This window comes from Streptomyces sp. NPDC093261 (assembly GCF_044753645.1).
In the GTDB taxonomy this organism is placed as follows: domain Bacteria; phylum Actinomycetota; class Actinomycetes; order Streptomycetales; family Streptomycetaceae; genus Streptomyces.
In genome coordinates this window covers 258,402-283,308 of record NZ_JBIVNO010000001.1, presented here as the reverse complement: position 1 = coordinate 283,308, position 24,907 = coordinate 258,402, and the positions used below count along the sequence as shown (strand labels likewise).

The window sequence follows — 24,907 nt, the reverse complement described above, 5'->3', positions numbered from 1 at the left end:
CCCCCGACGCGCTGCGGGGCGCCGCCCTCAGCGTCTGCGGCGGGCCAGGGACAGCGTGGTGCAGGCCTCCCTCACCACCGCCGTGTCGACGAAGCGCCCGTCGGGGAGGGCCTGGGCGCCCGGATCCCGGGCCGCCGCCTTCAGCACCTCCTCCGCCCGTGAGATCTCCTCCGCGCTGGGCGCGTAGGCCCGCTCGATGACCGGGAGCTGGCGGGGGTGGATCGCCGCGCGCCCCAGGAAGCCCAGGGTCCGGCCGTGGGCACAGGAGGCCGCCAGGCCCTCCAGATCCCTGGTGTCCGGGTAGATCGACTGGGCGGGCGGCGGCAGCGCGGCCGCCCGTGCGGCCACCACCACCCGGGCCCGCGACCAGTCGAGGCCCGCGTCCTCCCGTACGCCGAGATCGGCCCGCAGATCCGCCTCGCCCAGCGCGATGCCCCGCAGCGCCGGGTGCGACGACGCGATCGCGTACGCGTGCTCCACGCCCAGGGCGGTCTCCAGCAGGGCGTACAGGGGGACCGTCCCTCCCGCCGCGCGAGCGGCCCACTGCGCCACCTGGACCACATCCGACGGTGATGTCACCTTCGGCAGCCTGAGGCCCGACAGGCCGGGCAGGGCCGACAGCGCCGCGAGGTCCGCCGCGGCCCACGGACTGTCCAGCGCGTTCACCCGGACATGGACCGGCACCGGCGGGCGCTCCGACAGTCGTTCCGCCGTCGCCGCCCGCGCGAACTCCTTGCGGTCCGGGGCGACCGCGTCCTCCAGGTCGACCAGCACCGCATCGGCCCCCGACCGCAGCGCCTTGCCGACCACCTCCGGCCGGTCCCCGGGGGCGTACAGCAAGGTCAGCGGGGGAAAGCCCGGGCCCGCGCTCACAGGGCGCCCTCCGCGGCGAGCGCGGCGATCTCCCCGTCGGTGAGGCCCAGCTCGCGCAGGATCACCCGGGTGTCCGCGCCGTGCGGACGGCCCGCCCAGCGGATCGCGCCGGGCGTGGCGGACAGCCGGAACAGCACGTTCTGCATGCGCAGCCGGCCGAGCTCAGGGTCGGGGACCGTGGTGATCGTGTCCAGTGCCGTGTACTGCGGGTCGGTCATCACGTCCCGTACGTCCTGCACCGGGGCGACGGCCGCCTCCGCCTTCTCGAACTCCTCCAGCACCTCCGCCCGGGTGTGACGGGCGATCCAGCCGCCGACCGCCTCGTCGAGCACATCGGCGTGCCGGGCCCGGTCCTCGCCGGTCGCGAACCACGGCTCGTCGGTCACCTCCGGACGGCCCACCAGGCGCATCACCCGCTCGGCGACGGACTGTGCGGAGGTGGAGACGGCGACCCAGCCGCCGTCGGCGGTGCGGTAGGTGTTGCGCGGGGCGTTGTTCTGGGAGCGGTTGCCGGTGCGGCCCTGGACGTGACCCAGCTGGTCGTACCAGATCGGCTGCGGTCCCAGGACCGTGAGGATCGGCTCGATGATCGCCAGGTCCACCACCTGTCCCGCGCCGGTGCGGTCCCGGCCCGCGAGGGCGGTCAGCACCGCGTACGCCGTCGTCAGGGCCGCGATCGAGTCGGCCAGCCCGAACGGCGGCAGCGTCGGGGGCGCCTCCGGTTCCCCGGTGATGGCCGCGAACCCGCTCATCGCCTCCGCGAGCGTGCCGAAGCCCGGGCGGTGGGCGTAGGGCCCGAACTGGCCGAAGGCGGTCACCCGGGCGAGGACCAGCCGGGGGTTCGCGGCCGACAGCTCCTCCCAGCCCAGGCCCCACTTCTCCAGCGTGCCCGGGCGGAAGTTCTCGATCACCACGTCGGCGGTCGCGGCCAGACGCAGCAGCGTCGTCCGCCCGCCGGGCCGGGACAGGTCCAGGGTCATCGTGCGCTTGTTGCGGCCCAGCAGCTTCCACCACAGGCCCACCCCGTTCTTCGCCGGGCCGTGACCCCGGGAGGGGTCCGGCCGGGCCGGGTGCTCGACCTTGATGACCTCGGCACCGAAGTCACCGAGCAGGGTGGCGGCGAGGGGACCGGCGAAGAGGGTCGCGAGATCGAGGACGCGGAGGCCGGTGAGGGGCGCGGTCATGAGCGGTGGGCTTCCCGGTGGGTGAGATGGGCCAGGGCGTCGAAGCCGACGCCGTTGAAGTCGCCGACGGACGTGGTCAGCCGGTTCTTGAGCGGGGCCGTCCAGCGGTCGGGCAGCGCGCCGGGGTGTCCGGCCAGCAGGCCCGCGACGCTGCCCGCCGTCGCGCCGTTCGAGTCTGTGTCCCAGCCCCCGGACACCGCCCGGCAGACGGAGCCGGTGAAGTCGCCGTCGGCGTGGGTGAGGGCGGCGGCGATCAGGGCGGTGTTGGGGACGGCGTGGACCCAGTGATAGGCGCGGTGGCCGGCGTGGAGTTCGTCCACGACCGCGTCGAAGTCCCTTGTCTCGCGCGCGAGCCGGATCGCGTGGCGCACGGCGCGGGCCAGCCGGGAGCCGGGCGGGACCACGGTGAGGCCGGTGCGCAGGCAGTGGTGGACGTCATGGGCGCCGGTGGCCGCCTCGGCGAGGGCGGCGGCCGTGAACATGGCCGCGTAGACGCCGTTGGCGGTGTGGGTGAGGGTGGCGTCGCGGTGCGCCTGTTCGGCCGCGGCGGCCGGGTCGCCCGGGTTGGTCCAGCCGTGGACGTCCGCGCGGATCAGGGCGCCGATCCACTCACGGAAGGGATTGCGGTGGCGCGCCGTGCGTGGAGGTTCGATGCCGCAGAGCAGATTGCGGTAGGCGACGCGCTCGGCGGTGAAGGTGCGCCCGGCGGGCAGCTCGTCGAGCCACACCCGCGCGACGTCCCCGGTGGTGAAGGTCTTGCCGTGGCGGCGGAGCAACAACAGGTTGAGCAGCGGGTAGTTGAGGTCGTCGTCCTCGGGCATTCCGTCGATGTTCTCGGCGAGGGAGTTCGCCGCGGAGCGGCGGTTCCAGGGATACCGCTCGGCGAGGTCGTCCGGTACTCCGCGGGCCGTGAACCAGGTGCGCAGGGGCCAGTTGCCCGTGGCGCGGGCGAGTGCGCGGACGCCGTCCAGGGGGAGCTTCTCGACGGGCTTGCCGAGGAGGCAGCCTGCCGCCCGGCCGAGCCAGGAGGCCTCCAGGCGGGCCTCGGCCGGGGCCCTCGCGCTCCCGGGCCGGTCGGGCCAGTCCGGACACAGGGCCTTGATGCGCTCCAGGCAGGTCGGCTCGCGCTCCGCCGACCGGCGGGGCAGATCGGCCAGTTCGTCCAACAGGTCCTTGGCCAGCACCCGCAGATACGGGGACACCGGCTCCGGGGACGCGCCCGCCCGCGACGGGGCCTCGGCGCCGCCCGCCCGGTACCACCGCGCCGCGACGGCCGATGTCTCGCGGCCCTCGTGCTCCGCCTGGCGCAGCTCGTGGCCGAGGAGATCCTCCGGCTGGACCCAGGTCAGTCGAAGCACCTCGGGCCTCCCATTCCGGCGAACGCCGCCTCATGGGCACGGCGGCGGCAGAGGTCCCGGGCGAAGATCTCCCGCGTGACCTCCGTCAGCGTCCGTGCCGGGGCGTGCAGGTCCAGCCGGCTGGCCTCGGCGACCTCCTTCGCCCAGTACGACGGCACCTCCGACCCCAGCGCGCCCGTGATCGCGCCCGCCATCGTCGCGATCGAGTCGCAGTCCCGGCCGTAGTTGACCGAGCCGAGCACCGCGTGCCGGTAGTCGCCGCGTGCCACCACCACCATGCCGAGCGCCACCGGGAGTTCCTCGATCGCGTGCAGCCGGGAGGGCCGGCGGGCGCCCAGGGACGGGGAGCGGTAGTCCGGGCCGACCGTGTCGTAGGGGGCCACCGCCTCCCGCAGCGGACGCAGCGCGGACTCGAAGTCCGAGTAGCGGGAGGCCGTGTCGCAGACCGTCTCGATGGCGGCGCGCGTCCCGTCCTTCGCCAGGGACAGGCACGCGCCCACGACCGAGTCGGCGGTCGCGCCCGGCGCGCACGCGGCCGCCACCGCCGCCGCGAACACCCCGGCCGCCTCCCTGCCGTACGACGACTGGTGCGCCCCCGCCACATCCAGCGCCTCGGCGTACGCGCCCGCCGGATGGGCCGCGTTGACCAGGCCGACCGGTGCCATGTACATCGCCGCACCGCAGTTGACGATGTTGCCGGTGCCGGCCTCGCGCGGGTCGACATGGCCGTAGTGGAGCCTGGTCACCAGCCACTTCTCCGCGAGGAAGATCCGCTGGAGGGGGATCGTCTCCGCCTCCAGCTCCGGGATCCAGCGCGGGTTGGTCATCAGGTCGGGGACCAGATGCTCGGCGATCGCGTACGCGTCGAGGTGGTCGCGTACGGCCGCGTAGACCCGTACCAGCGCATGGGTCATCAAGGTGTCGTCGGTGACATGTCCGTCGCCCTTGTGGTACGGGGCCACGGGACGGGCGGTGCGCCAGTCGTCGCCGTCCCAGGGTCCGACGATTCCGTGCACGCGTCCGCCGTGCCGTTCGACGATCTGCGCGGGGGAGTGGCCCTCGAGGGGCCCGCCGAGGGCGTCGCCGACGGCGGCGCCGACCAGGGCGCCGGTGATGCGTTCGTCGAGAGGGGTCGTCTCGTCAGAAGTGGGCGTCATGTCCCGAATGATCCACCTGGAGCGGTCAGTTCCGTTGCCTCCAGCAGTTCGGCGAGGTGTACGAGGTCGGTACCGGTCAGCCGGGGGAGCGCGCAGCCCGACAGGGTGCGGCAGGCGTCGCGCCAGGCGGGCGGGATCGCCGCGCCGCCGCCGATCGCCCCGGTCAGCGCGCCGGCCAGGGCCGGGGCGGAATCGGCGACCCGCGACAGACACGCGGCGGCGGGCACGGCCTCGCCGATCCGGCCGCCGGCCGCCGTCGCCAGGGCGAGCGCGACCGGGACGGTCTCCGCGGCGGCGACACCGTAGCTGTAGACGTGGTCGACGATCTGGTGCTCGAGCAGCGGTACGACCCAGAAGGCACGGTCGCCGTCCCGGGCCAGCGTCAGCGCGTGCCGGGCGTTGCGGCCGATCTCGGTGGACTGCGGAAGTTCGGCCAGGGCGGCCGCCACGCAGGCCTCGACCGCCTCCCCGGCCAGGGCGAGCGAGAGGGCCGCGGCCATGGCCCGCGCCCCGTGCACCCCGTCGCCGTCCTGGGTGTAGCGGGCGTCGAACTCCGCCAGTTCCGCGGCGAGCCGGGGATCCCCCGGGTGTGCCACGGCCAGCACACAGGCCCGTACACAGGCCGCGTCGTCGAAGTAGTGCGGGTTGTCGTGGCCGGTGGCGGGCGGGCGCAGACCGGTGGCGAGATTGCCGAGTCCCGCGCGTACCGAGATACGGGCGCGCAGCGGCAGCACCGCCGACTCGACCTCGGGCGCGCGGTCGGCTGCGGCGGCGACCTCGGCGGCGACGGCGTTCCACGACAGATCGATGGCCGCGCGCAGGCGGCGCTGCCGGTCGAGGTCGCCGAGCGCGCTGCCGTCCCCGGCCCGCAGCACGGCCTCCGCCGCGAACGCCGCCCACTCGGCGTCGTCCGAGGGCCCGAGCCACAGCGGCTCCGGCGGCTGGTTCAGCGCGATCGGCACGGGCAAGGTGGTGGTCGCGTTCTGCTCGGCGAAGGTGTCCAGTTCCCGGGTCAGCCGCCGGGTCCACTCGGGCATCCGGGCGGCCCGGTGCCGGGCGGCCGGCCATCCGGCGGCATCGCCCGAGGCGAGCCCGAGCAGCAGCCCCTCGACCCGACGGGCACCGGCGCCCGCGCTCATGACTCCGCCTCGCCCTCGTCCACAGCGGCCTCCGCATAGGCCGCGGGATCGGGTTGCGCCCGGGCGTCCTGAAGCGGGGGACCGTTGCGGCGCGTCGGGCGGTGGCCGGGCGCGGGGGGCGCGGGTGCCCGACCGTCCACGGCGGGCACGGGCCGGTCCGGGCGCGCCCATCGTGTCGTCCCCGTTGCCGGCGTCCCGCGGTCCTCCGGCGTCAGCAGGTCCGCCACGTCGAGTACATGGTGGCCCGCCATGGAGGGCAGGCACCGGCCGCGGACCGGGCCGATCGCCGCCGCCCACGCGGCCGGGATCGCCGACACTCCGCGGGTCGCGCCCGCCAGCGCGCCCGCGACCGCCGCCGTGGTGTCGGCGTCGCGGCCCATGTTCACCGCGGTGAGCACCGACTCCTCGAAGTCGCCGTCCGCCACCGCGTACGCGCCGAAGGCCAGGGCCACCGCCTCGGGGGCGAGGTCCGTCCAGGGATAGCCGCCGATCACCACCGCGGAGCGGACCGCGCGTGCGCCCCGGCGCGCCGCGGTCACCGCGCGGCGCAGGGAGCGGGCCGTCCACGAGTCGTCGGGGACGACCGCGAGGGCCGAGGCCACCACGGCGGTCGTCGGCGCGCCCGCCATGGCCGCCGCCACCCCGGCGGCGACCGCCTGGCCGCCGTAGATGCCCTCGCCCTCGTGGCTCACCGAGCCGTCGACGGCCACCAGCCGGGCCGCCTCCACGGGGCGGCCCGCGGCGAAGACACCGAAGGGAGCCGCCCGCATGGCCAGGCCGTCGCTCCAGGCGTGCCGGTGCTGCGCCGAGATGGGCGCCGCGAGACCCCGGCGGAGGTTCTCCAGCGTGCCCCGCTCGCTGAAGCCCGCCCCGCGGAACGGGCCCTCGTCCCGGTCCGCGATCCACCGGTGCCAGGCCGCCTCCACCTGCGCCACGGTGAGCCCTGAGCCGTACCGGGCCAGCAGCAGTCCCGAGAAGACCGCGTACTCGGTGTCGTCGGTGCCGGAGGGCTGCTCGACGACGTACCCCGTGATGCGGCCCCAGCGGGCGCGGATCTCGGATGGCCGCATGTTCTCGGCGGGCGCGCCCAGCGCGTCCCCGACGGCGAGGCCGAGCAGCGCGCCGCGGGCCCGTTCCCGCAGGCCGCAGGCGTCCTTGGGAGCCGGGGCCGGGGGAGTGCAGGCGGTGGATGCCATACGGAGCCTCTCCTCTCAGGACGCCCCGTCCCGGTCCGGGGCACGGAACCGCTTTGCGGATCTGTGCCACCGCAGCCGTCCCGCAGAGCCTCGCCGACCTCAGCATCACCCTTCCGACATCTGCGCGGACCCATACACGGATGAGCGCTCAGCGTTAAAAGCGCAGGTTAGCCGAGCCTTTCCTTGCTGGCGGCCGAACCATATACGACGTACTTTGAGTGCTGTCGAAAAGTGGAAAGAGTCCAATCAAGCACACCTGGGGGACCGGGCATGGCCATCATCGAGACCGAGGCGACGCTGCACGAGGCGCACCGGGACAACCACACCCACCGCGATGTGAACGGCGGCTGGCTGCGTCCGGCCGTCTTCGGCGCCATGGACGGACTGGTGTCCAACCTTGCCCTGATGACCGGAGTGGCCGGCGGATCCGTCGGCCAGCAGACCATCATCCTCACCGGCCTCGCGGGCCTGGCCGCCGGGGCCTTCTCCATGGCCGCGGGCGAGTACACCTCCGTCGCCTCGCAGCGTGAGCTGGTGGAGGCCGAGCTGGATGTCGAGCGGCGCGAACTGCGCAGGCACCCGGAGGACGAGGAGGAGGAACTGGCGGCGCTGTACGAGGCCCGCGGGGTCGAGCCCGCGCTCGCCCGCGAGGTCGCCCGGCAGCTCTCCCGCGACCCGGAGCAGGCCCTGGAGATACACGCGCGCGAGGAACTCGGTGTCGACCCGGGCGACCTGCCCTCCCCGCTGGTGGCCGCCGTCTCCAGCTTCGGCTCCTTCGCGCTCGGCGCCCTGCTGCCCCTGCTGCCGTATCTGCTCGGCGCCCACGCCCTGTGGCCCGCGGTGCTGCTCGCGCTGCTCGGGCTCTTCGCCTGCGGCGCGGTCGTGGCCCGGGTGACGGCGCGGACCTGGTGGTACAGCGGGCTGCGGCAGCTGGCCCTCGGTGGTGCGGCGGCGGGTGTGACATTCGTCCTGGGCGGCCTGTTCGGTACCGCCGTAGGATAGGGAGCACGCTGCTTATACGAGGGACCGTATAAGTAGTTGTTACTCGACGGTTTCGACTGCTTGACGACCGGGCATGAGCCGTTAGCACCGCGGGCAATGACGCCTGCGCCGCGCGGTGGGCGACGACGCCCGCCCCGCTCCTGGCCCGACGGACACCGATCTGTCCGCTTGCGCCCCCTGACTCCATCGCCGTGCGTGGAACCCGCGCCGCGCCCCGCTGATGTCCGCATGCTGGAACGGTCTATCCGCTTCCCGAGAACCGCTCCATCATGTAACCTGCACGAAATTTTGCACCTGACGCAGAGGGCCAACGTCGTCCCTCGGCACTGCATATGCCACATGACGACGACGGGAGAGCCGATGCGTACGCCGCGCCAGCCGTCCCAGCACTCCACGAATGGCCAGAACTGGTCGTTCATGGATGCTCGCCCTGCTGCGCAGGGTATGTACGACCCCCGCAATGAGCATGACGCCTGTGGCGTCGGCTTCGTGGCCACCCTCACCGGTGAGGCGAGCCATGCGCTGGTCGAACAGGCGCTCACGGTTCTTCGCAATCTCGAGCACCGCGGTGCCACCGGCTCCGAGCCCGACTCCGGTGACGGCGCCGGCATCCTCTCCCAGGTGCCCGACGCCTTCTTCCGCGAGGTGGCCGGTTTCGAACTGCCCGAGGCGGGCGGCTACGCCGTCGGTATCGCCTTCCTGCCCGAAGCGACGACCACCGAGGCCGTCTCACAGATCGAGACGATCGCCGCGGACGAGGGCCTGACCGTCCTCGGCTGGCGTGAGGTCCCGGTCGCTCCCGACCTGCTGGGCGCCACCGCCCGCTCCACCATGCCCGCCTTCCGGCAGCTGTTCGTCACGGACCACGCGAGCAAGGGCATCGAGCTCGACCGCAAGGCGTTCGTGCTGCGCAAGCGCGCCGAGCGCGAGGCCGGTGTGTACTTCCCGTCGCTGTCCGCGCGCACGATCGTCTACAAGGGCATGCTGACCACCGGCCAGCTCGAGCCCTTCTTCCCGGACCTGTCCGACCGCCGCTTCGCCACGGCCATCGCGCTGGTCCACTCGCGCTTCTCCACCAACACCTTCCCGAGCTGGCCGCTCGCCCACCCGTACCGCTTCGTCGCCCACAACGGCGAGATCAACACGGTCAAGGGCAACCGCAACTGGATGCGCGCCCGCGAGTCGCAGCTCGTCTCCGACCTGTTCGGCGCCCCGGAGAAGCTGGAGCGGATCTTCCCCGTCTGCACGCCGGACGCCTCCGACTCCGCCTCCTTCGACGAGGTGCTCGAACTCCTGCACCTCGGTGGCCGCTCCCTGCCGCACTCCGTGCTGATGATGATCCCGGAGGCGTGGGAGAACCACGACTCCATGGACCCGGCCCGGCGCGCCTTCTACCAGTTCCACTCCACGATGATGGAGCCCTGGGACGGTCCCGCCTGCGTCACCTTCACCGACGGCACCCAGGTCGGCGCCGTACTCGACCGCAACGGTCTGCGCCCCGGCCGCTACTGGGTCACCGACGACGGCCTCGTCGTCCTCGGCTCCGAGGTCGGCGTCCTCGACATCGACCCCTCCAAGGTCGTCCGCAAGGGCCGGCTGCAGCCCGGCCGGATGTTCCTCGTCGACACCGCCGAGCACCGCATCATCGAGGACGACGAGATCAAGGCGACGCTGGCCGCCGCGCAGCCGTACCAGGACTGGCTGGAGGCCGGCGAGATCGAGCTGGGCGACCTGCCGGAGCGCGAGCACATCGTGCACACCCACGCCTCCGTCACCCGCCGCCAGCAGACCTTCGGCTACACCGAGGAGGAGCTGCGCGTCATCCTCGCGCCGATGGCCAAGACCGGGGCCGAGCCGATCGGCTCCATGGGCACCGACTCGCCGATCGCCGCGCTGTCCGAGCGCCCGCGCCTTCTCTTCGACTACTTCACCCAGCTCTTCGCGCAGGTCACCAACCCGCCGCTGGACGCGATCCGCGAGGAACTGGTCACCTCCCTGCGCTCGTCGCTGGGCCCGCAGGGCAATCTGCTGGAGCCGACCGCGGCCTCCTGCCGCAGCGTCCTGCTGCCCTTCCCGGTGATCGACAACGACGAGCTGGCCAAGCTCATCCACATCAACGCCGACGGCGACATGCCCGGCATGAAGGCCGCCACCCTCTCCGGCCTGTACCGGGTCTCCGGCGGCGGTGACGCGCTCGCCGCGCGCCTGGCGGAGATCTGCGCCGAGGCCGACGCGGCCATCGACAACGGCGCCCGCCTGATCGTGCTCTCCGACCGCCACTCGGACGCCGAGCACGCGCCGATCCCCTCGCTGCTGCTCACCGCGGCCGTCCACCACCACCTCATCCGCACCAAGCAGCGCACCCACGTGGGCCTGCTGGTCGAGGCCGGCGACGTCCGCGAGGTCCACCACGTCGCCCTGCTCATCGGCTACGGCGCCGCCGCCGTCAACCCGTACCTGGCGATGGAGTCCGTCGAGGACCTGGTCCGCGCGGGGACGTTCCTGCCGGGCATCGAGCCCGAGAAGGCCATCCGCAACCTGATCTACGCCCTCGGCAAGGGCGTCCTGAAGGTCATGTCCAAGATGGGCATCTCGACCGTCGCCTCCTACCGCGGCGCCCAGGTCTTCGAGGCCGTCGGCCTGGACGAGGCCTTCGTCGAGAAGTACTTCGACGGGACGGCCACCAAGATCGGCGGCGTCGGCATCGACGTCATCGCCCGAGAGGTCGCCGCCCGCCACGCCAAGGCCTACCCGGTGTCCGGCATCGCTCCCGCGCACCGCGCGCTGGAGATAGGCGGCGAGTACCAGTGGCGCCGCGAGGGCGAGCCGCACCTGTTCGACCCGGAGACGGTCTTCCGCCTCCAGCACTCGACGCGCACCGCGCGCTACGACATCTTCAAGAAGTACACCTCCCGGGTGAACGAGCAGTCCGAGCGCCTGATGACGCTGCGCGGCCTGTTCGGCTTCAGGAGCGGCCGCGCGCCGATCCCCGTCGACGAGGTCGAGCCGGTCTCCGAGATCGTCAAGCGCTTCTCCACGGGCGCCATGTCGTACGGCTCCATCTCCAAGGAGGCGCACGAGACGCTCGCCATCGCCATGAACCAGTTGGGCGCCAAGTCCAACACCGGTGAGGGTGGCGAGGACCCCGAGCGCCTCTACGACCCGGCCCGCCGCTCGGCGATCAAGCAGGTGGCCTCCGGCCGCTTCGGCGTGACCTCCGAGTACCTGGTCAACGCCGACGACATCCAGATCAAGATGGCCCAGGGCGCCAAGCCCGGCGAGGGCGGCCAGCTCCCCGGCCACAAGGTCTACCCGTGGGTGGCCAAGACCCGGCACTCGACGCCCGGTGTCGGCCTGATCTCCCCGCCGCCGCACCACGACATCTACTCCATCGAGGACCTGGCCCAGCTGATCCACGACCTGAAGAACGCGAACCCGCGGGCGCGGATCCACGTGAAGCTGGTCTCGGAAGTCGGCGTCGGCACGGTCGCGGCCGGTGTGTCCAAGGCGCACGCGGACGTCGTCCTGATCTCCGGCCACGACGGCGGAACGGGTGCCTCCCCGCTCACCTCACTGAAGCACGCCGGCGGTCCCTGGGAACTCGGCCTCGCCGAGACCCAGCAGACCCTGCTGCTCAACGGCCTGCGCGACCGCATCGTCGTGCAGACCGACGGCCAGCTCAAGACCGGCCGCGACGTCGTCATCGCCGCGCTGCTCGGCGCCGAGGAGTTCGGTTTCGCGACCGCGCCGCTCGTCGTCTCCGGCTGCGTCATGATGCGCGTCTGCCACCTGGACACCTGCCCGGTCGGCATCGCCACCCAGAACCCGACCCTGCGCGACCGCTTCACCGGCAAGGCCGAGTACGTGGTGAACTTCTTCCGGTTCATCGCCGAAGAGGTCCGCGAACTGCTCGCCGAGCTGGGGTTCCGCTCCATCGAGGAAGCCGTCGGCCACGCCGAGGTCCTCGATGTGACCCGGGCCGTCGACCACTGGAAGGCGCAGGGCCTGGACCTGGAGCCGCTGCTCCACGTGCCCGAGCTGCCCGAGGGCGCGGTGCGCCACCAGGTCGTCGCCCAGGACCACGGTCTGGAGAAGGCGCTCGACAACGAGCTGATCAAGCTCGCCGCCGACGCCCTGGCCGCGAACTCCCAGGCCGAGGCCCAGCCGGTGCGCGCCCAGGTCGCGATCCGCAACATCAACCGCACGGTCGGCACCATGCTCGGCCACGAGGTGACGAAGAAGTTCGGCGGCGCGGGCCTGCCCGACGACACGATCGACATCACCTTCACAGGGTCGGCCGGCCAGTCCTTCGGCGCCTTCCTGCCGCGCGGTGTGACCCTGCGCCTGGAGGGTGACGCCAACGACTACGTCGCCAAGGGCCTGTCCGGCGGCCGGGTCATCGTGCGCCCGGACCGTGCGGCCGAGCACCTCGCCGAGTACTCCACGATCGCGGGCAACACCCTCGCCTACGGCGCGACCGGCGGCGAACTGTTCCTGCGCGGCCGTACCGGCGAGCGGTTCTGCGTCCGCAACTCCGGCGCGCTGGTGGTGGCGGAGGGCGTGGGCGACCACGGCTGCGAGTACATGACCGGTGGCTACGCGGTCGTGCTCGGCGAGACGGGCCGCAACTTCGCGGCCGGTATGTCGGGCGGCATCGCCTACGTCATCGACCTGGACCACGACAACGTCAACGCCGGCAACCAAGGCTCCGTCGAGGCCCTGGACGACACCGACCGGCAGTGGCTGCACGACGTGGTGCGCCGCCACGCCGAGGAGACCGGCTCGACGGTCGCCGAGAAGCTGCTCGCCGACTGGGACACGGCCGTGAACCGCTTCAGCAAGATCATCCCCAGCACCTACAAGGCAGTGCTCGCCGCCAAGGACGCCGCCGAGCGAGCCGGTCTCACCGAGACCGAGATCACCGAGAAGATGATGGAGGCGGCGACCAATGGCTGATCCCAAGGGCTTCCTGACGCACGGCCGCGAGGTCGCCACGTCCCGCCCGGTGGGCGAGCGCGTCAAGGACTGGAACGAGGTCTACGTTCCCGGCTCGCTGCTGCCGATCATCAGCAAGCAGGCCAGCCGGTGCATGGACTGCGGCATCCCGTTCTGCCACAACGGCTGTCCGCTCGGGAACCTCATCCCCGAGTGGAACGACTACGCCTACCGCGAGGACTGGGCCGAGGCCTCCGAGCGGCTGCACGCCACGAACAACTTCCCGGAGTTCACCGGCCGGCTCTGCCCGGCTCCGTGCGAGTCGGCGTGTGTGCTCGGCATCAACCAGCCGCCCGTCACGATCAAGAACGTCGAGGTCTCGATCATCGACAAGGCGTGGGACAGCGGCACCGTCAGGCCGCAGGCCCCCGAGCGCCTGTCCGGCAAGACGGTCGCGGTCATCGGCTCGGGCCCGGCCGGTCTGGCCGCCGCCCAGCAGCTCACCCGGGCCGGTCACACGGTCGCGGTGTACGAGCGCGCGGACCGCGTCGGCGGCCTCCTGCGCTACGGCATTCCCGAGTTCAAGATGGAGAAGCGGCACATCAACCGCCGTATCGAGCAGATGCGCGCGGAGGGCACCCGCTTCCGCACCGGCGTCGAGATCGGCCGCGACCTCAAGGCGACCGACCTGCGCAAGCGCTACGACGCCGTGGTGATCGCCGCCGGCGCGACCACCGCACGCGATCTGCCGGTCCCCGGCCGCGAGCTCAAGGGCATCTACCAGGCCATGGAATATCTGCCCCTGGCCAACAAGGTGCAGGAAGGCGACTACGTCACCTCGCCGATCTCGGCCGAGGGCAAGCACGTGGTCGTGATCGGCGGCGGTGACACGGGCGCGGACTGCGTGGGCACGGCCCACCGTCAGGGCGCGGCCTCCGTCACCCAGCTGGAGATCATGCCCCGCCCGAACGACGAGCGGCACCCGGTCAGCCAGCCGTGGCCGACCTTCCCGATCCTCTACAAGGTCACCTCGGCCCACGAGGAGGGCGGCGAGCGCATCTACGCGGCCTCCACGACCCACTTCGAGGGCGACGAGGACGGCAACGTGCAGTGGCTGCACCTGGCCGAGGTCGAGTTCGTGGACGGCAAGCTGACCCAGAAGCCGGGCACCGAGCGGAAGATCCCCGCGCAGCTGGTCACCCTGGCCATGGGCTTCACCGGCACCGACCAGCAGAACGGCCTGGTCGAGCAGTTCGGCCTGGAGCTGGACGCGCGCGGCAACATCGCCCGCGACGCCGACTTCCGGACGAACGTCCCGGGCGTGTTCGTGGCGGGCGACGCCGGCCGCGGCCAGTCCCTGATCGTGTGGGCGATCGCCGAGGGCCGCTCGGCCGCCCGCGGCGTCGACCGCTTCCTCACGGGCGCCAGCGACCTGCCGGCCCCCATCCGCCCGACGGACCGCGCCCTGACGGTCTGAGGCACCCGGAGGTGACCTGACGGTCACTCACCCACGTCCCGTACAAAGGCGTACGGAACACAGACGGCGCCTGCCCGCCAGTCCCCGACCGGACCATGGGCAGGCGCCGTCGCATGCGCCGAACCGCTCAGCCCGTCAGCGCCGTGATCTTGCCGACCGTGAGCAGCACCAGCAGGACCAGCAGTCCTCCGCAGGCGGCCGCCTGGATCAGGCCGCGGCGCGGGCCGCGGGGGACGTACGCGTACGCCAGCGTCACCACCCCGCCCGCGAGCAGGCCGCCGAGGTGCCCCTGCCAGGAGGTGAGCCCCGCGGAGATCAGCAGCCACAGCAGCAGCCCCGCCATATAGCGGTTGACCGTGCTCATGTCGGCGCCGAGACGGCGGGCCATCACGTAGTAGGCGGCGCCCAGACCGAAGATCGCGCCGGACGCACCGATCGTGGGGTTGCCGGGCGCGATCAGCAGGACGAGCACGGAGCCGCCGAGCGCCGACAGCAGATAGAGCGTGATGTAGCGGACACGGCCCAGCTGCGCCTCCACCACCCGGCCGATGTTCCACAGCGACACCATGTTCATCACGATGTGCAGAATGCCGAACGTGCCCTGGGCGGGCGGCAGATGCAGGAACGCGCCGGTCAGCAGCCGCTCCCACTGCCCGCCGACCACACCCTCCGCATGCAGCTCCGGGGGATAGGGGTACTGCCACAGGTAGTGGCCGCCGTCCGGTCCCCGCAGACCGGCGCCCAGCATCGCGAACCGGTCCACGATCGCCGGGCGCACCAGCTCGCCGAGGTAGGCGAGGACATTGAGGCCGATCAGCACATACGTCACGACAGGTGCCGTGGTGATCCGGCCGCCGAACGCCGTGCGCGCCTGACGGATCGACCGCGCGCCCTCCTTGACGCACTCCACGCACTGGTGGCCGACGGCCGCCTCACGCATGCAGTCCGGGCAGATGTAGCGGTCGCAGCGGGTGCAGCGGACGTAGGACTCCACCTTGGGATGGCGGTAGCAGGTGGTGACGGCGGATTCGGGCTCCACGTCCGGCTCCTCGGTCGGGGGTTGGATGAAGGTGAGCCGGTGGGGGCGGCGGCGAACAAAATAGCGAACTTATGGGAACGGTGATCGGCGAGGGGGAGCGGTGGCGTAACGTCGGCCCCCCGCCACCGCAGTTCAAGGGAGCCCGTATGCCCGCGATCAGCCTCCGCAAGGTCGAGGAGACCGCGCCCGCGCTGGTCGGTCTGTACAAGACCGCCGGGGTGTCCCTCGCCAAGCACGGGCTCGCCGGGCAGCGGGCCGCCGTCTATCTCGTCGTCGACTACTCCGGATCCATGCGGCCCTTCTACAAGGACGGCAGCGTGCAGGCGCTCGCCGAGCGGGTGCTCGGGCTGTCCGCGCACCTCGACGACGACGGGAGCGTGCCGGTCGTCTTCTTCTCCACGGACATCGACGCCGTCACCGACATCTCCCTCGCCGACCACCACGGCCGGGTCGACCGGATCGTGGCCGGGCTCGGGCACATGGGCAAGACCAGCTACCACCTGGCGATGGACGCGGTCATCGATCTCCACCTGGACAGTGGCGCCACGGACCCCGCCCTCGTCGTCTTCCAGACCGACGGCGGTCCCAGCAGCAAGTTCGCCGCGGAACGCTATCTGTGCAAGGCGGCCGGGCTGCCCCTGTTCTGGCAGTTCATCGGGTTCGGGGACCCGGGCGGCAAGCAGTTCGAGTTTCTGCGCAGACTGGACGAGCTGCCGGTGCCGCAGCGGCGGGTCGTCGACAACGCGGGTTTCTTCCACGCCGGACCGGACCCGCGCACGGTACCCGACGCCCAGCTGTACGACCGGCTGGTGGGCGGGTTCCCGCAGTGGCTGACGGCGGCGCGGGCCGAGGGCATCGTGCGGTGACCCCGCCGGCCGCGCCCCTCCTCAAGGGCCCGCACGCCGGCCGCTGAGGACGGCGGCCCGGCACTCGGCCGGCGTCCCCCACGCCCCGCGCAGCACACGGGCCTTCGTCAGCCACAGGGACAGGTCGTACTCGGCGGTGTAGCCGATCGCGCCGTGCAACTGGAGCGCGGTCCGGGCGGTTGCGTACGCCGCCTCGCACGCCGCGACCTTCGCGGCGGCGATGTCCGCCGAAGCCATCGTCAGCGCGGCCCCGAAGAGCAGCGGCCGCGCGAACTCCAGGGCGATCGCGGCGTCGGCCAGCCGATGCTTGACCGCCTGGAACGAGCCGATGGGCACACCGAACTGGACCCGCTGCCCGGCATACCCGACGGTCCTCTCGAGGAGGGCGAGACCCACCCCCAGGGCCTGCGCGGCCGTGGCCAGACGGGCCCAGTCGAGGGCGCCCGGGGGGACGGCGGAGCACAGCAGCTCCCCGCCGGGCAGCGGGGCGGCGAGCCGGCGGGCGGGATCCAGCGACGGCCGCACCCCGGGACGGCAGCCGGGCGACAGCCACACCTTCCCGTCCGCGAGCACCAGGACGACGTCCGCCGCGTCCCCGTCCAGCGCATACGCCCCGCCCACCGTGGCCATGACCTTGCCGGAGACCAGCTGGGGCAACAGCCGCGCGGCATGCCCGGGCACCCCGGCCAGCAGGGCCGCCGCGAGCACCGTCTCCGCCAAGGGCCCAGGCACCGCGTGGCGCCCCAGTTCCACGAAGGCCACGGCGAGTCCCACGGGGAACGGGCCCATCCCCTCGTACTCCTCCGGGACCGCCGGCGCGAAGACACCGGCCTCGGCGATCCGCGACCACAGCGCCCGCCCGGCCGTATGCTCGCCCGCGCCCCAGGCCCGGGCGACCGACGGTGTGCCGGCGGCGGTCAGCAAGGCGTCCAACGACCGTGCGAACGCGCGCTGTTCTCCGGTGAGCAGAAAACGCATCAGCGTCGGCCCTTCGGCAGGCCGAGCAGCCGCTCGGCGATGATGTCGCGCTGGATCTCGTTGGTGCCCGCGTACAGAGGGCCGGCCAGGGAGAAGACGTACCCCTCCGCCCAGGCCGAGTCCGCCGGCTCACCCTCCTCTAGGAGATCGAGCGCGGTCTCGTGCAGCGCGATGTCGTACTCGGACCAGAACACCTTGTTCAGGCTGGCCTTCGGGCCGAGCGGGGTGCCTTCCAGGAGGCGGCCGGCCGCCGCGTAGGCGAACAACTGGTAGGCGCGGGCGCCGATCAGGGCGTCGGCCACCCGGTCGCTCAGCGACGCCGGACTGCCCTGGTCCCGCCAGAGCCCGAACAGCCGGTCGGCGGCGGCCAGATAGCGGCCGGGGGAGCGGAGGGTGAGCCCGCGCTCGTCGGCCGCCGTCGACATGGCGATCCGCCAGCCCCGGCCCGGGGCGCCGATCACGTCCTCGTCGGGGACGAACACATCGTCCAGGAAGAGTTCGGCGAAGGCGGGCTTGCCGTCGAGACGGCCGATCGGACGGACTGTCACCCCAGGGGCGCGGAGGTCGAACATGAGGTACGTCAGGCCCTGATGGGGTTTCGGGGCGTCCGGATCACTGCGGAACAGCCCGAACGCGCGGTCCGCGAAGGCCGCCCGCGACGACCAGGTCTTCTGCCCCCCGAGCAGCCAGCCGCCCCGGGTGCGCACGGCCCGGGACCGCAGGGCGGCCAGGTCGGAGCCGGCCTCGGGCTCCGACCACGCCTGCGCCCAGATCACCTCGCCGGTGGCCATCGGCGGAAGCACACGGGCGCGCTGTTCCTCGGTGCCGTGGGCGAACAGGGTCGGCGCCAGCAGGCCGATGCCGTTCTGGCTGACCCGGCCCGGGGCGCCCGCCGCGTAGTACTCCTCCTCGAAGATCAGCCACCGCACCGGATCCGCGTCCCGCCCGCCGTACCCGGCCGGCCAGGACACCACCGACCAGCGGTCCGCGGCGAGTTCGGCCTCCCATGCGCGATGGGCCGCGAACCCCTCCGCGGTCTCCAGGGAGGGCAGTGGCACCGGCGGCACATGCGCCGCCAGCCAGGACCGGGCCTCGGCGCGGAAGGCCTCGTCGGCGGGCGAGGGGGTGAGATCCACGGGCGGCACCCTTCGACGGCGGAGTCGGACGGATCGACGGCGGAGTCGGACGGATCGACGGCGGAGTCGGACGGCTTCCCTAACAAGTGTTTGGTAGGTTAGCGTGGGCCTATGACAGGCGTCGAGAGTCCGGGCTATGTGCCCGGCCACGGGCTGCTCGAGGGCCGCACCGCCGTCATCACCGCGGCCGCCGGTGCGGGCATCGGGGGCGCGACGGCGCGGCGGTTCCTCGAGGAGGGCGCGCGCGTACTGATCAGCGACGCCCACGCGCGCCGGCTCCAGGAGTACACGGCCGAACTGGGCCGGGAGTTCACCGGGGCGGTGGCCTGTGCCCTCTGCGATGTCACCGACGAGGCACAGGTGGGCGCCCTCTTCGAAACGGCCGTCCGGCTGCACGGCCGGCTCGACATCGTCGTCAACAACGCCGGCCTCGGCGGCACCGCCGCGCTCGCCGACATGACCGACGAGCAGTGGTCCAGAGTGCTCGACGTGACGCTCAACGGCACTTTCCGGTGCACCCGGGCGGCCCTCAGGTCGATGAGGGAGACGGGCGGCGGAGTGATCGTCAACAACGCCTCCGTGCTCGGCTGGCGCGCCCAGGCCGGACAGGCCCACTACGCCGCCGCGAAGGCAGGCGTGATGGCCCTGACCCGCTGCGCGGCCATCGAGGCCGCCGCGTACGGCGTCCGGGTCAACGCCGTCTCACCGAGCCTCGCCCTGCACCCCCACCTGGCGAAGGTGACGACCCCCGAACTGCTGCGGGATTTGACCGCCCGGGAGGCCTTCGGGCGCCATGCGGAACCATGGGAGGTGGCCAACGTGATCGTCTTCCTGGCCTCCGGCTACTCCTCCTACATGACCGGCGAGGTCGTCGCCGTCAGCAGCCAGCACGCCTAGCGCCGTGCGATGGACCAGCGCCCCCGGGATCACAATGGATCCGTGCCGACCAAGAAGACACCCCAGGTGACCGCCGCGCCCGCGCGCCGCCGCGAACTCCTCGACACCGCCGCCGAGGTCTTCGCCGAACAGGGCTACAACGCCACCACCGTACGCACCATCGCGGACCACGCCGGGATGCTCGCGGGCAGCCTCTACTACCACTTCGACTCCAAGGAATCGATGCTGGAGGAGATCCTGCGCACGTTCCTCGACGAGCTCTGGAACGGCTACGACACCGTCCTCGAGTCCGAACTCGGCCCGCGCGAAACCCTGGAGGCGCTGGTCACCGAGTCCTTCAGGGAGATCGACCGGCACCGCGCCGCCGTCGCGATCTACCAGAAGGAGTCCCGGCAGCTTGCCGCGCAGGAACGGTTCACGTTCCTCGCCGAGTCACAGCGCAAGTTCGAGAAGGCGTGGCTGTCGACGCTGGAGCGCGGGGTCGCCGCCCGGGTGTTCCGGTCCGACCTCGACATCCGGCTCACCTACCGGTTCGTGCGCGACACCGTGTGGGTCGCCGCGTCCTGGTACCGGCCCGGCGGACAGCACAGCCCGGAGGAGATCGCCCGGCAGTACCTGTCGATGGTCCTCGACGGGATCGCCGTGCGCACCTAGCCCTGTGTGAGATGCGTCCACTGTGAGGAGTTGACCATGGCCGAGGCCTACGTCGTCGAAGCGGTCCGCACGCCCGTCGGACGGCGCCGGGGCGGATTGAGCGGCGTCCACCCCGCCGACCTGGGCGCACATGTGCTGAAGGCCCTGATGGCGCGCTCCGGCGTGGATCCGGCCGCCGTGGAGGACGTCGTCTTCGGCTGCCTGGACACGGTCGGGCCGCAGGCCGGGGACATCGCCCGCACCTGCTGGCTCGCGGCCGGGCTGCCCGAGGAGGTACCGGGCGTCACGGTCGACCGGCAGTGCGGATCCTCCCAGCAGGCCGTGCACTTCGCCGCGCAGGCCGTGCTGTCCGGCACCCAGGACCTCGTGGTCGCGGGCGGTGTCCAGAACATGTCGCAGATCCCCATCGCCTACGCCTCCCGCCAGGCCGCGGAACCGCTGGGGCTCACCGAGGGGCCCTTCGCGGGCAGCGAGGGATGGCGGGCCCGCTACGGCGACCGGCCCGTCAACCAGTTCCACGGCGCCGAGCTGATCGCCGCGAAGTGGGGCATCAGCCGCCGCGACCAGGAGGAGTACGCGCTGCGCTCGCACCGCAGGGCGGTCCGCGCGATCGACGAGGGCCGTTTCGACCGGGAGACCGTCGCCTACGGGGATGTCACGGTCGACGAGGGCCCCCGCCGGGACACCTCCCGGGAGAAGATGGCCGAGCTGAAGCCGGTCCTGGAGGGCGGCACCGTCACCGCCGCCTGCTCCTCGCAGGTCTCCGACGGCGCGGCGGCCCTTCTACTGGCCTCAGAACGGGCCGTACGCGAACACGGACTGACGCCGCGCGCCCGGGTCCACCATCTCTCGGTGCGCGCAGAGGACCCCATCCGGATGCTGACGGCGCCGATCCCGGCGACCGCGCACGCCCTGAAGAAGACCGGACTCACGATCGATGACATCGGCTTCGTCGAGATCAACGAGGCCTTCGCCCCGGTCGTCCTGGCCTGGCTCAGGGAAACCGGAGCCGACCCGGAGAAGGTCAACGTCAACGGCGGCGCGATCGCCCTCGGCCACCCCCTGGGCGCCACCGGCGCCAGACTGATGACCACCCTGCTCCACGAACTGGAGCGCACCGGCACCCGCTTCGGCCTCCAGACGATGTGCGAGGGCGGAGGCCAGGCCAATGTGACGATCATCGAACGCCTCTGAGCGGGCCCGATCACCGCCGGGGCGGGTGGCGGGGGTGGCCGGGGTCGGCCGGGGTCGGCCGGGGTCGGCCGGGGTCGGCCGGGGATGGCCGGGGATGGCCGGGGGTGGCGAGGGTGGCCGGGGGTGGCGTGGGTGGTGAGGGTGGCGGGGGCCGGCCGGGGGTGGCGGGAGTGGCCGGGGGTTGGCGGGGGTGGCCGGTGGGGCCGGGCATGGGGTCCGCCGGTCTCGACGACCGCCCCTCCGCCTCCCCGGGCGCCGGCCGTCAGTGGCCGGGGTCGTCGGACCGCGCCAGGGTCTTGAGCACCTCCTCCGCCTCCGTCATGATCCGGTCCACCAGAACCGCGCACGACGGCAGATCGTCGATCACCCCGGCGACCTGGCCCGACGCCATCACTCCGAGGTCCGTACGGCCGTCCACCATCGCGGCCTTCAGCAGCATCGGCGTGTTCGCGGCCAGCAGGACCTGGCTCCAGGCCAGACGCCTGCCGTGCCTCAGGGCCAGGCCGTCGCGGACCATGTCCGGCCATGTCAGTCCCGACAGCTTCCGGAAGCCCGCCGCCCGGCGCACCGCGGACACCAGCGCCCGGACACGGCCCGCGCGCTCCAGCGAGTCGACGAACGGGGTGCGGAGCATACGGTGCGGCAGACCGTCCACAGCCGTCGTCACCGTGACGTCCCGCACCGTCGCCGCCAGATACCGCGCCTTCACCGCGTCCGGGACCGTGGAGTCCGAGGTCAGCAGGAACCGTGTGCCCATCGCGACCCCCGCCGCCCCGTACGCCAGCGCCGCGACCAGGCCCCGCCCGTCGTGGAAGCCGCCCGCCGCCACCACCGGGATGTCCACGGCGTCCACCACCTGCGGCAGCAGCACGCTCGTCGCCACCTCGCCGGTGTGACCGCCGCCCTCGCCACCTTGGACGACGACCGCGTCCACACCCCAGCCGGCCACCTTCTCCGCATGCCGCCGGGCGCCCACCGACGGGATCACGACCACCCCTGCTGCCTTCAGCTCGGCGATCAGTTCACGGGACGGCGCCAGCGCGAAGGACGCGACCCGCACACCCTCCTCGATGATGATCCGCACCCGGTCGCCCGCGTCCTGGGCGTCCGCGCGCAGATTCACCCCGAACGGCGCGTCCGTCCGCGTCCTCACCTCCCGTATCGCCCCCCGCAACCGGTCGGCCGTCATGGTCGCGGAGGCCAGGACCCCCAGCGCCCCCGCGTTCGCCGCGGCGGAGACCAGGCGTGGCCCCGCCACCCAGCCCATCCCCGTCTGAACCACCGGGTGCCGCACCCCGACCAGCCGGGTGAGCGCCGTCTCCATCAGCGCCCCCCGCCCTCGGCGAGGCGATCCGGGACCTCGCGCTCCCGTATCCCCTCCGGATCGATCACCTCGCGGATCAACCGCAGCTCCCCCTGCGTCGGTTCCCGTGTGCGGGGCACCTCGTCCGGGACCGCCGGCTCGAAACCCGTCGCCGCCCGGACCTCCTCCACCGTCACCCCCGGGTGCAGCGAGGCCAGCCGCATCGAGCGGTCCGGGGTGGCGAAGTCGAAGACGCCGAGATCGGAGACCACACGCCGGAGGTCATGGAAGCGGGCCGAGCCGGGATTCCGGGCCACGCGGTCGTACCCCACCCCGCAGACCATGTCGACCCGCTCCACGAACACCCGCCGTGAGTGCCGCGGTATCCAGTAACTGGTCGGGTTGTTCAAAGTGTTGACCGGTGCCCCGCGCACCCCCAGCAGCTGTCGCCGCGGCCGCGCCCAGTCGCCGACGCACGCGATGTTCTGGTTTCCGAAGCGGTCGATCTGGCTCGCGCCCATCATCACGTGCCGTCGGCCGGCGGTGACCAGCGCCAGGTGCTGACGGTAGGGCAGCCAGCCCTCCACCGTCCCGTCGACGCCCACGAGCATCGCCTCGCCGTCGGTGAGCAGCAGGTCCGGCGAGAAGGTGCCCCGGGCTAGCCGCGCCCCGACGGAAGGGACCGCACCCATGGGGCTCGCGAGGATCTCGCCCGCACCGCGCCAGGCCTCGGCGCAGGCGATGACGCAGTACTCGGCGCGGGAGACGTCGCTCATGGCCGCTCCCGGTGCCAGGCCCGAACCGACGACTGGTACGCGCGTTCGTCGCCGCTGAGGAACCGATCGGCGAACTCGGGCCATGGCGTGGTCGCGTAGTACCGCTGGAAGGCCTCGTCGCGTTCGTGGTCGGGCGCGCAGGACGTGAAGTGCGCGCCGTTGGGAGCCTCGACCACACCGGCCACGGTGTGCCGCTTGACCAGCAGGGTCTGCGGTGCGGCCTCCTTCGTCAGCTCCGCCGTGTCCACGATCCGCTCGCACGAGACATACGCCGCGTCGGCCGCCTCGCAGAACAGGTCGTCGAAGTACGGGTCCGGGCCCAGATACTGGCCGTTGCCCCGCCGGTCGGCACGGTTGACGTGGACCAGGGCGGCGTCCAGCCGCAGCGCCGGCATGGCGACGAACTCCTCGGCGCCGCCCGGCTCCCGCGCACCCGCGCCGATGGCCTCCCCGGTGGCGTGCTCCGGCCGCCCGGGACCGCCGGCCGGCCGCTCACCGAACGGCCACCCGTCCCCGTACGGCGAAGTGACGGTCCGCAGGCCGGGGTTGACCCGCAGCACATCCGAGCCGACGCCTGCCCGCACCGGCAGGAACGGCAGCCTGTTCGCCGCCGCGTGCAGCCCCCACATGAACATCGCCTCGTCGACCTCCACCAACTCCAGCGCGCCGCCCTCACGTGCCGCGCGGTAGTGCGGCTCCAGCGGGATCGAGTCGAGGGTCGCGAACGCGGCGACCAGTGTGCGGACCCGTCCCGCGGCGGCGAGCATGCCGACGTCAGGGCCGCCGTAGGAGACGACCGTGAGATCGGTGATCCGGGAGCGGAGCAGCGCCCGCACCAGGGCCATCGGCTTGCGGCGCGAGCCCCAGCCGCCGATGCCGAGGGTCATTCCGCTCTCCAGCCGCGAGACGACCTCGTCCGCGGTCATCGTCTTGTCCTTCACCTAAGTCCCCTCCTTCCCAAAGGTGTTGCGGACCCGGTCGGCGACGCCGCCGGTCTGTGCCTCGAAGGTGAAGCCCTGCTCGAAGCGGTAGCTGCGGCGTACGTCGACCGGATCGATGCCGTTGATGGCCTCCTTGGCGAGCCGCAGCAGCTCTCCGTCCTTGGCGGCGATCTCGCGGGCCAGCTCCAGCGCCGCGGCGCGCAGGCCGTCCCGTGACACGACCCGCCACACCGAGCCGTGCGCCCGCAGCTCGGCCGCCGTCGCCGTGCGCGATGTGTAGTACAAGGTGCGCATCAGATGCGGGGGCACCAGCCGGGCCAGATGCGTGGCCGCGCCCAGCGCACCGCGCTCCAGCTCGGGCAGCCCGAAGACGGCGTCCTCGCTCGCCACGATGGCGTCCGCGTTGCCCGCGAGCCCTATGCCGCCGCCCAGACAGAACCCCTGTACGGCCGCCACGACCGGCACCTCGCACTCGTACACCGCCGCGAAGGCCTCGAAGCATCCGCGGTTGGCCCCGATCAGCGCACGGCCGCCCTTCGCCCGTATCTCCTTGATGTCCACACCCGCGCTGAAACCGCGACCCTCGGCGGCCAGCACGACACAGCGGACCTGTGTGTCGCGGCCCGCCGACCGCACCGCGTCGGCCAGGGAGAACCAGCCGGTCACCGGGAGTGCGTTCACCGGCGGGAAGTCGACCGTCACGACGGCGACCCCTTTTTCCGGGGACGAGGTGGAGACACCCATGGGCTCATCAGCTACCTTTCCACCAAACATTTGTTAGGTGCCTCGAAGCTAGCAGTGA

The 24,907-nt window shown here is 72.6% G+C and carries 20 protein-coding genes; 7 read left to right on the top strand and 13 right to left on the bottom strand.

The genetic code is table 11. The features are described from left to right. Positions 1-27 precede the first annotated feature (27 nt). The 6 genes from ACIP94_RS01330 to ACIP94_RS01305 are packed head-to-tail and all read right to left on the bottom strand — an operon-like array spanning position 28 to position 6,907. Positions 28-873, bottom strand: coding sequence for an HpcH/HpaI aldolase/citrate lyase family protein (locus ACIP94_RS01330; protein WP_402417916.1), 846 nt, complete (start codon positions 871-873; stop codon positions 28-30). Beyond that, the gene (locus ACIP94_RS01325; protein ID WP_402417915.1) at positions 870-2,057 is read right to left on the bottom strand and encodes a CaiB/BaiF CoA transferase family protein; all 1,188 of its coding nucleotides are present in this window, start codon (positions 2,055-2,057) and stop codon (positions 870-872) included. The genes ACIP94_RS01330 and ACIP94_RS01325 overlap by 4 nt, the downstream gene beginning before the upstream one ends. Further along, positions 2,054-3,415 carry an ADP-ribosylglycohydrolase family protein gene (locus ACIP94_RS01320; protein WP_402417914.1) on the bottom strand — a complete coding sequence of 454 codons (1,362 nt, stop codon included), beginning with the start codon at positions 3,413-3,415 and terminating at the stop codon, positions 2,054-2,056. Before ACIP94_RS01320 ends, ACIP94_RS01325 begins: the two co-directional genes overlap by 4 nt. Next, on the bottom strand, positions 3,403-4,572 hold the full coding sequence (locus ACIP94_RS01315; protein WP_402417912.1) for an ADP-ribosylglycohydrolase family protein: 1,170 nt from the start codon (positions 4,570-4,572) through the stop codon (positions 3,403-3,405). The genes ACIP94_RS01320 and ACIP94_RS01315 overlap by 13 nt, the downstream gene beginning before the upstream one ends. Beyond that, positions 4,569-5,711, bottom strand: a complete 1,143-nt coding sequence (locus ACIP94_RS01310) for an ADP-ribosylglycohydrolase family protein (protein ID WP_402417911.1) — start codon at positions 5,709-5,711, stop codon at positions 4,569-4,571. Before ACIP94_RS01310 ends, ACIP94_RS01315 begins: the two co-directional genes overlap by 4 nt. Next, entirely contained in the window at positions 5,708-6,907 is a 1,200-nt protein-coding gene (locus ACIP94_RS01305; RefSeq protein ID WP_402417909.1) for an ADP-ribosylglycohydrolase family protein, read from the bottom strand. The genes ACIP94_RS01310 and ACIP94_RS01305 overlap by 4 nt, the downstream gene beginning before the upstream one ends. A gap of 270 nt (positions 6,908-7,177) precedes the next feature. Here ACIP94_RS01305 and ACIP94_RS01300 point away from each other — a divergent pair, with 270 nt between their 5' ends. The 3 genes from ACIP94_RS01300 to ACIP94_RS01290 all read left to right on the top strand — a co-directional run bounded on the left by ACIP94_RS01300 (position 7,178) and on the right by ACIP94_RS01290 (position 14,321). After that, complete coding sequence (locus ACIP94_RS01300; protein ID WP_402417907.1) at positions 7,178-7,909, top strand: VIT1/CCC1 transporter family protein; 732 nt, start codon at positions 7,178-7,180, stop codon at positions 7,907-7,909. Positions 7,910-8,269: 360 nt separating this feature from the next. Beyond that, complete coding sequence (gltB, locus tag ACIP94_RS01295; RefSeq protein ID WP_402420286.1) at positions 8,270-12,865, top strand: glutamate synthase large subunit; 4,596 nt, start codon at positions 8,270-8,272, stop codon at positions 12,863-12,865. Then, positions 12,858-14,321 carry a glutamate synthase subunit beta gene (locus ACIP94_RS01290; protein ID WP_402417905.1) on the top strand — a complete coding sequence of 488 codons (1,464 nt, stop codon included), beginning with the start codon at positions 12,858-12,860 and terminating at the stop codon, positions 14,319-14,321. Before gltB ends, ACIP94_RS01290 begins: the two co-directional genes overlap by 8 nt. Before the next feature lie 127 nt (positions 14,322-14,448). Here the strand turns inward: ACIP94_RS01290 and ACIP94_RS01285 are convergent, their stop codons facing one another. Then, positions 14,449-15,360 carry a rhomboid family intramembrane serine protease gene (locus ACIP94_RS01285; protein WP_402417904.1) on the bottom strand — a complete coding sequence of 304 codons (912 nt, stop codon included), beginning with the start codon at positions 15,358-15,360 and terminating at the stop codon, positions 14,449-14,451. A 146-nt stretch (positions 15,361-15,506) separates the two neighbouring features. Here ACIP94_RS01285 and ACIP94_RS01280 point away from each other — a divergent pair, with 146 nt between their 5' ends. Beyond that, on the top strand, positions 15,507-16,226 hold the full coding sequence (locus ACIP94_RS01280; protein WP_402417902.1) for a vWA domain-containing protein: 720 nt from the start codon (positions 15,507-15,509) through the stop codon (positions 16,224-16,226). Between the two features lie 21 nt (positions 16,227-16,247). Here ACIP94_RS01280 and ACIP94_RS01275 read toward each other — a convergent pair whose 3' ends face one another. Together ACIP94_RS01275 and ACIP94_RS01270 are read right to left on the bottom strand one after the other, a co-directional pair. Further along, positions 16,248-17,204, bottom strand: coding sequence for an acyl-CoA dehydrogenase family protein (locus ACIP94_RS01275; RefSeq protein ID WP_402417901.1), 957 nt, complete (start codon positions 17,202-17,204; stop codon positions 16,248-16,250). Continuing rightward, positions 17,204-18,340 (bottom strand): acyl-CoA dehydrogenase family protein, encoded by a 1,137-nt coding sequence (locus ACIP94_RS01270; protein WP_402417899.1) that lies wholly within the window; start codon positions 18,338-18,340, stop codon positions 17,204-17,206. The genes ACIP94_RS01275 and ACIP94_RS01270 overlap by 1 nt, the downstream gene beginning before the upstream one ends. A gap of 111 nt (positions 18,341-18,451) precedes the next feature. On the opposite strand from ACIP94_RS01270, the gene ACIP94_RS01265 reads away from it, so the two are divergent. The 3 genes from ACIP94_RS01265 to ACIP94_RS01255 are packed head-to-tail and all read left to right on the top strand — an operon-like array spanning position 18,452 to position 21,085. Beyond that, positions 18,452-19,237: an SDR family oxidoreductase gene (locus ACIP94_RS01265; RefSeq protein WP_402417897.1), complete on the top strand. Its 786-nt coding sequence runs from the start codon at positions 18,452-18,454 to the stop codon at positions 19,235-19,237. A gap of 42 nt (positions 19,238-19,279) precedes the next feature. Further along, positions 19,280-19,891, top strand: coding sequence for a TetR/AcrR family transcriptional regulator (locus tag ACIP94_RS01260; protein WP_402417896.1), 612 nt, complete (start codon positions 19,280-19,282; stop codon positions 19,889-19,891). Between the two features lie 36 nt (positions 19,892-19,927). Further along, entirely contained in the window at positions 19,928-21,085 is a 1,158-nt protein-coding gene (locus ACIP94_RS01255; RefSeq protein WP_402417894.1) for an acetyl-CoA C-acetyltransferase, read from the top strand. Between the two features lie 262 nt (positions 21,086-21,347). Here ACIP94_RS01255 and ACIP94_RS01250 read toward each other — a convergent pair whose 3' ends face one another. The 4 genes from ACIP94_RS01250 to ACIP94_RS01235 are packed head-to-tail and all read right to left on the bottom strand — an operon-like array spanning position 21,348 to position 24,849. Beyond that, a complete protein-coding gene (locus ACIP94_RS01250) occupies positions 21,348-22,409 on the bottom strand; it encodes an NAD(P)H-dependent flavin oxidoreductase (RefSeq protein ID WP_402417892.1) in 1,062 nt (353 codons plus the stop codon). Next, entirely contained in the window at positions 22,409-23,164 is a 756-nt protein-coding gene (locus ACIP94_RS01245; protein ID WP_402417890.1) for a CoA-transferase subunit beta, read from the bottom strand. The genes ACIP94_RS01250 and ACIP94_RS01245 overlap by 1 nt, the downstream gene beginning before the upstream one ends. Next, positions 23,161-24,105 (bottom strand): CoA transferase subunit A, encoded by a 945-nt coding sequence (locus ACIP94_RS01240; RefSeq protein ID WP_402417888.1) that lies wholly within the window; start codon positions 24,103-24,105, stop codon positions 23,161-23,163. Before ACIP94_RS01240 ends, ACIP94_RS01245 begins: the two co-directional genes overlap by 4 nt. Beyond that, positions 24,106-24,849 (bottom strand): enoyl-CoA hydratase family protein, encoded by a 744-nt coding sequence (locus ACIP94_RS01235; protein WP_402417887.1) that lies wholly within the window; start codon positions 24,847-24,849, stop codon positions 24,106-24,108. Positions 24,850-24,907 lie beyond the last annotated feature (58 nt).

Coding starts and splice junctions, on each gene's coding strand:
- ACIP94_RS01310 (WP_402417911.1), bottom strand. CDS start 5,711: ATGAGCGCGGGCGCCGGTGCCCGTCGGGTCGAGGGGCTGCTGCTCGGG.
- ACIP94_RS01255 (WP_402417894.1), top strand. CDS start 19,928: ATGGCCGAGGCCTACGTCGTCGAAGCGGTCCGCACGCCCGTCGGACGG.
- ACIP94_RS01235 (WP_402417887.1), bottom strand. CDS start 24,849: ATGGGTGTCTCCACCTCGTCCCCGGAAAAAGGGGTCGCCGTCGTGACG.
- ACIP94_RS01265 (WP_402417897.1), top strand. CDS start 18,452: ATGACAGGCGTCGAGAGTCCGGGCTATGTGCCCGGCCACGGGCTGCTC.
- ACIP94_RS01275 (WP_402417901.1), bottom strand. CDS start 17,204: ATGCGTTTTCTGCTCACCGGAGAACAGCGCGCGTTCGCACGGTCGTTG.
- ACIP94_RS01280 (WP_402417902.1), top strand. CDS start 15,507: ATGCCCGCGATCAGCCTCCGCAAGGTCGAGGAGACCGCGCCCGCGCTG.
- ACIP94_RS01325 (WP_402417915.1), bottom strand. CDS start 2,057: ATGACCGCGCCCCTCACCGGCCTCCGCGTCCTCGATCTCGCGACCCTC.
- ACIP94_RS01245 (WP_402417890.1), bottom strand. CDS start 23,164: ATGAGCGACGTCTCCCGCGCCGAGTACTGCGTCATCGCCTGCGCCGAG.
- ACIP94_RS01250 (WP_402417892.1), bottom strand. CDS start 22,409: ATGGAGACGGCGCTCACCCGGCTGGTCGGGGTGCGGCACCCGGTGGTT.
- ACIP94_RS01300 (WP_402417907.1), top strand. CDS start 7,178: ATGGCCATCATCGAGACCGAGGCGACGCTGCACGAGGCGCACCGGGAC.
- ACIP94_RS01315 (WP_402417912.1), bottom strand. CDS start 4,572: ATGACGCCCACTTCTGACGAGACGACCCCTCTCGACGAACGCATCACC.
- ACIP94_RS01290 (WP_402417905.1), top strand. CDS start 12,858: ATGGCTGATCCCAAGGGCTTCCTGACGCACGGCCGCGAGGTCGCCACG.
- ACIP94_RS01305 (WP_402417909.1), bottom strand. CDS start 6,907: ATGGCATCCACCGCCTGCACTCCCCCGGCCCCGGCTCCCAAGGACGCC.
- gltB (WP_402420286.1), top strand. CDS start 8,270: ATGCGTACGCCGCGCCAGCCGTCCCAGCACTCCACGAATGGCCAGAAC.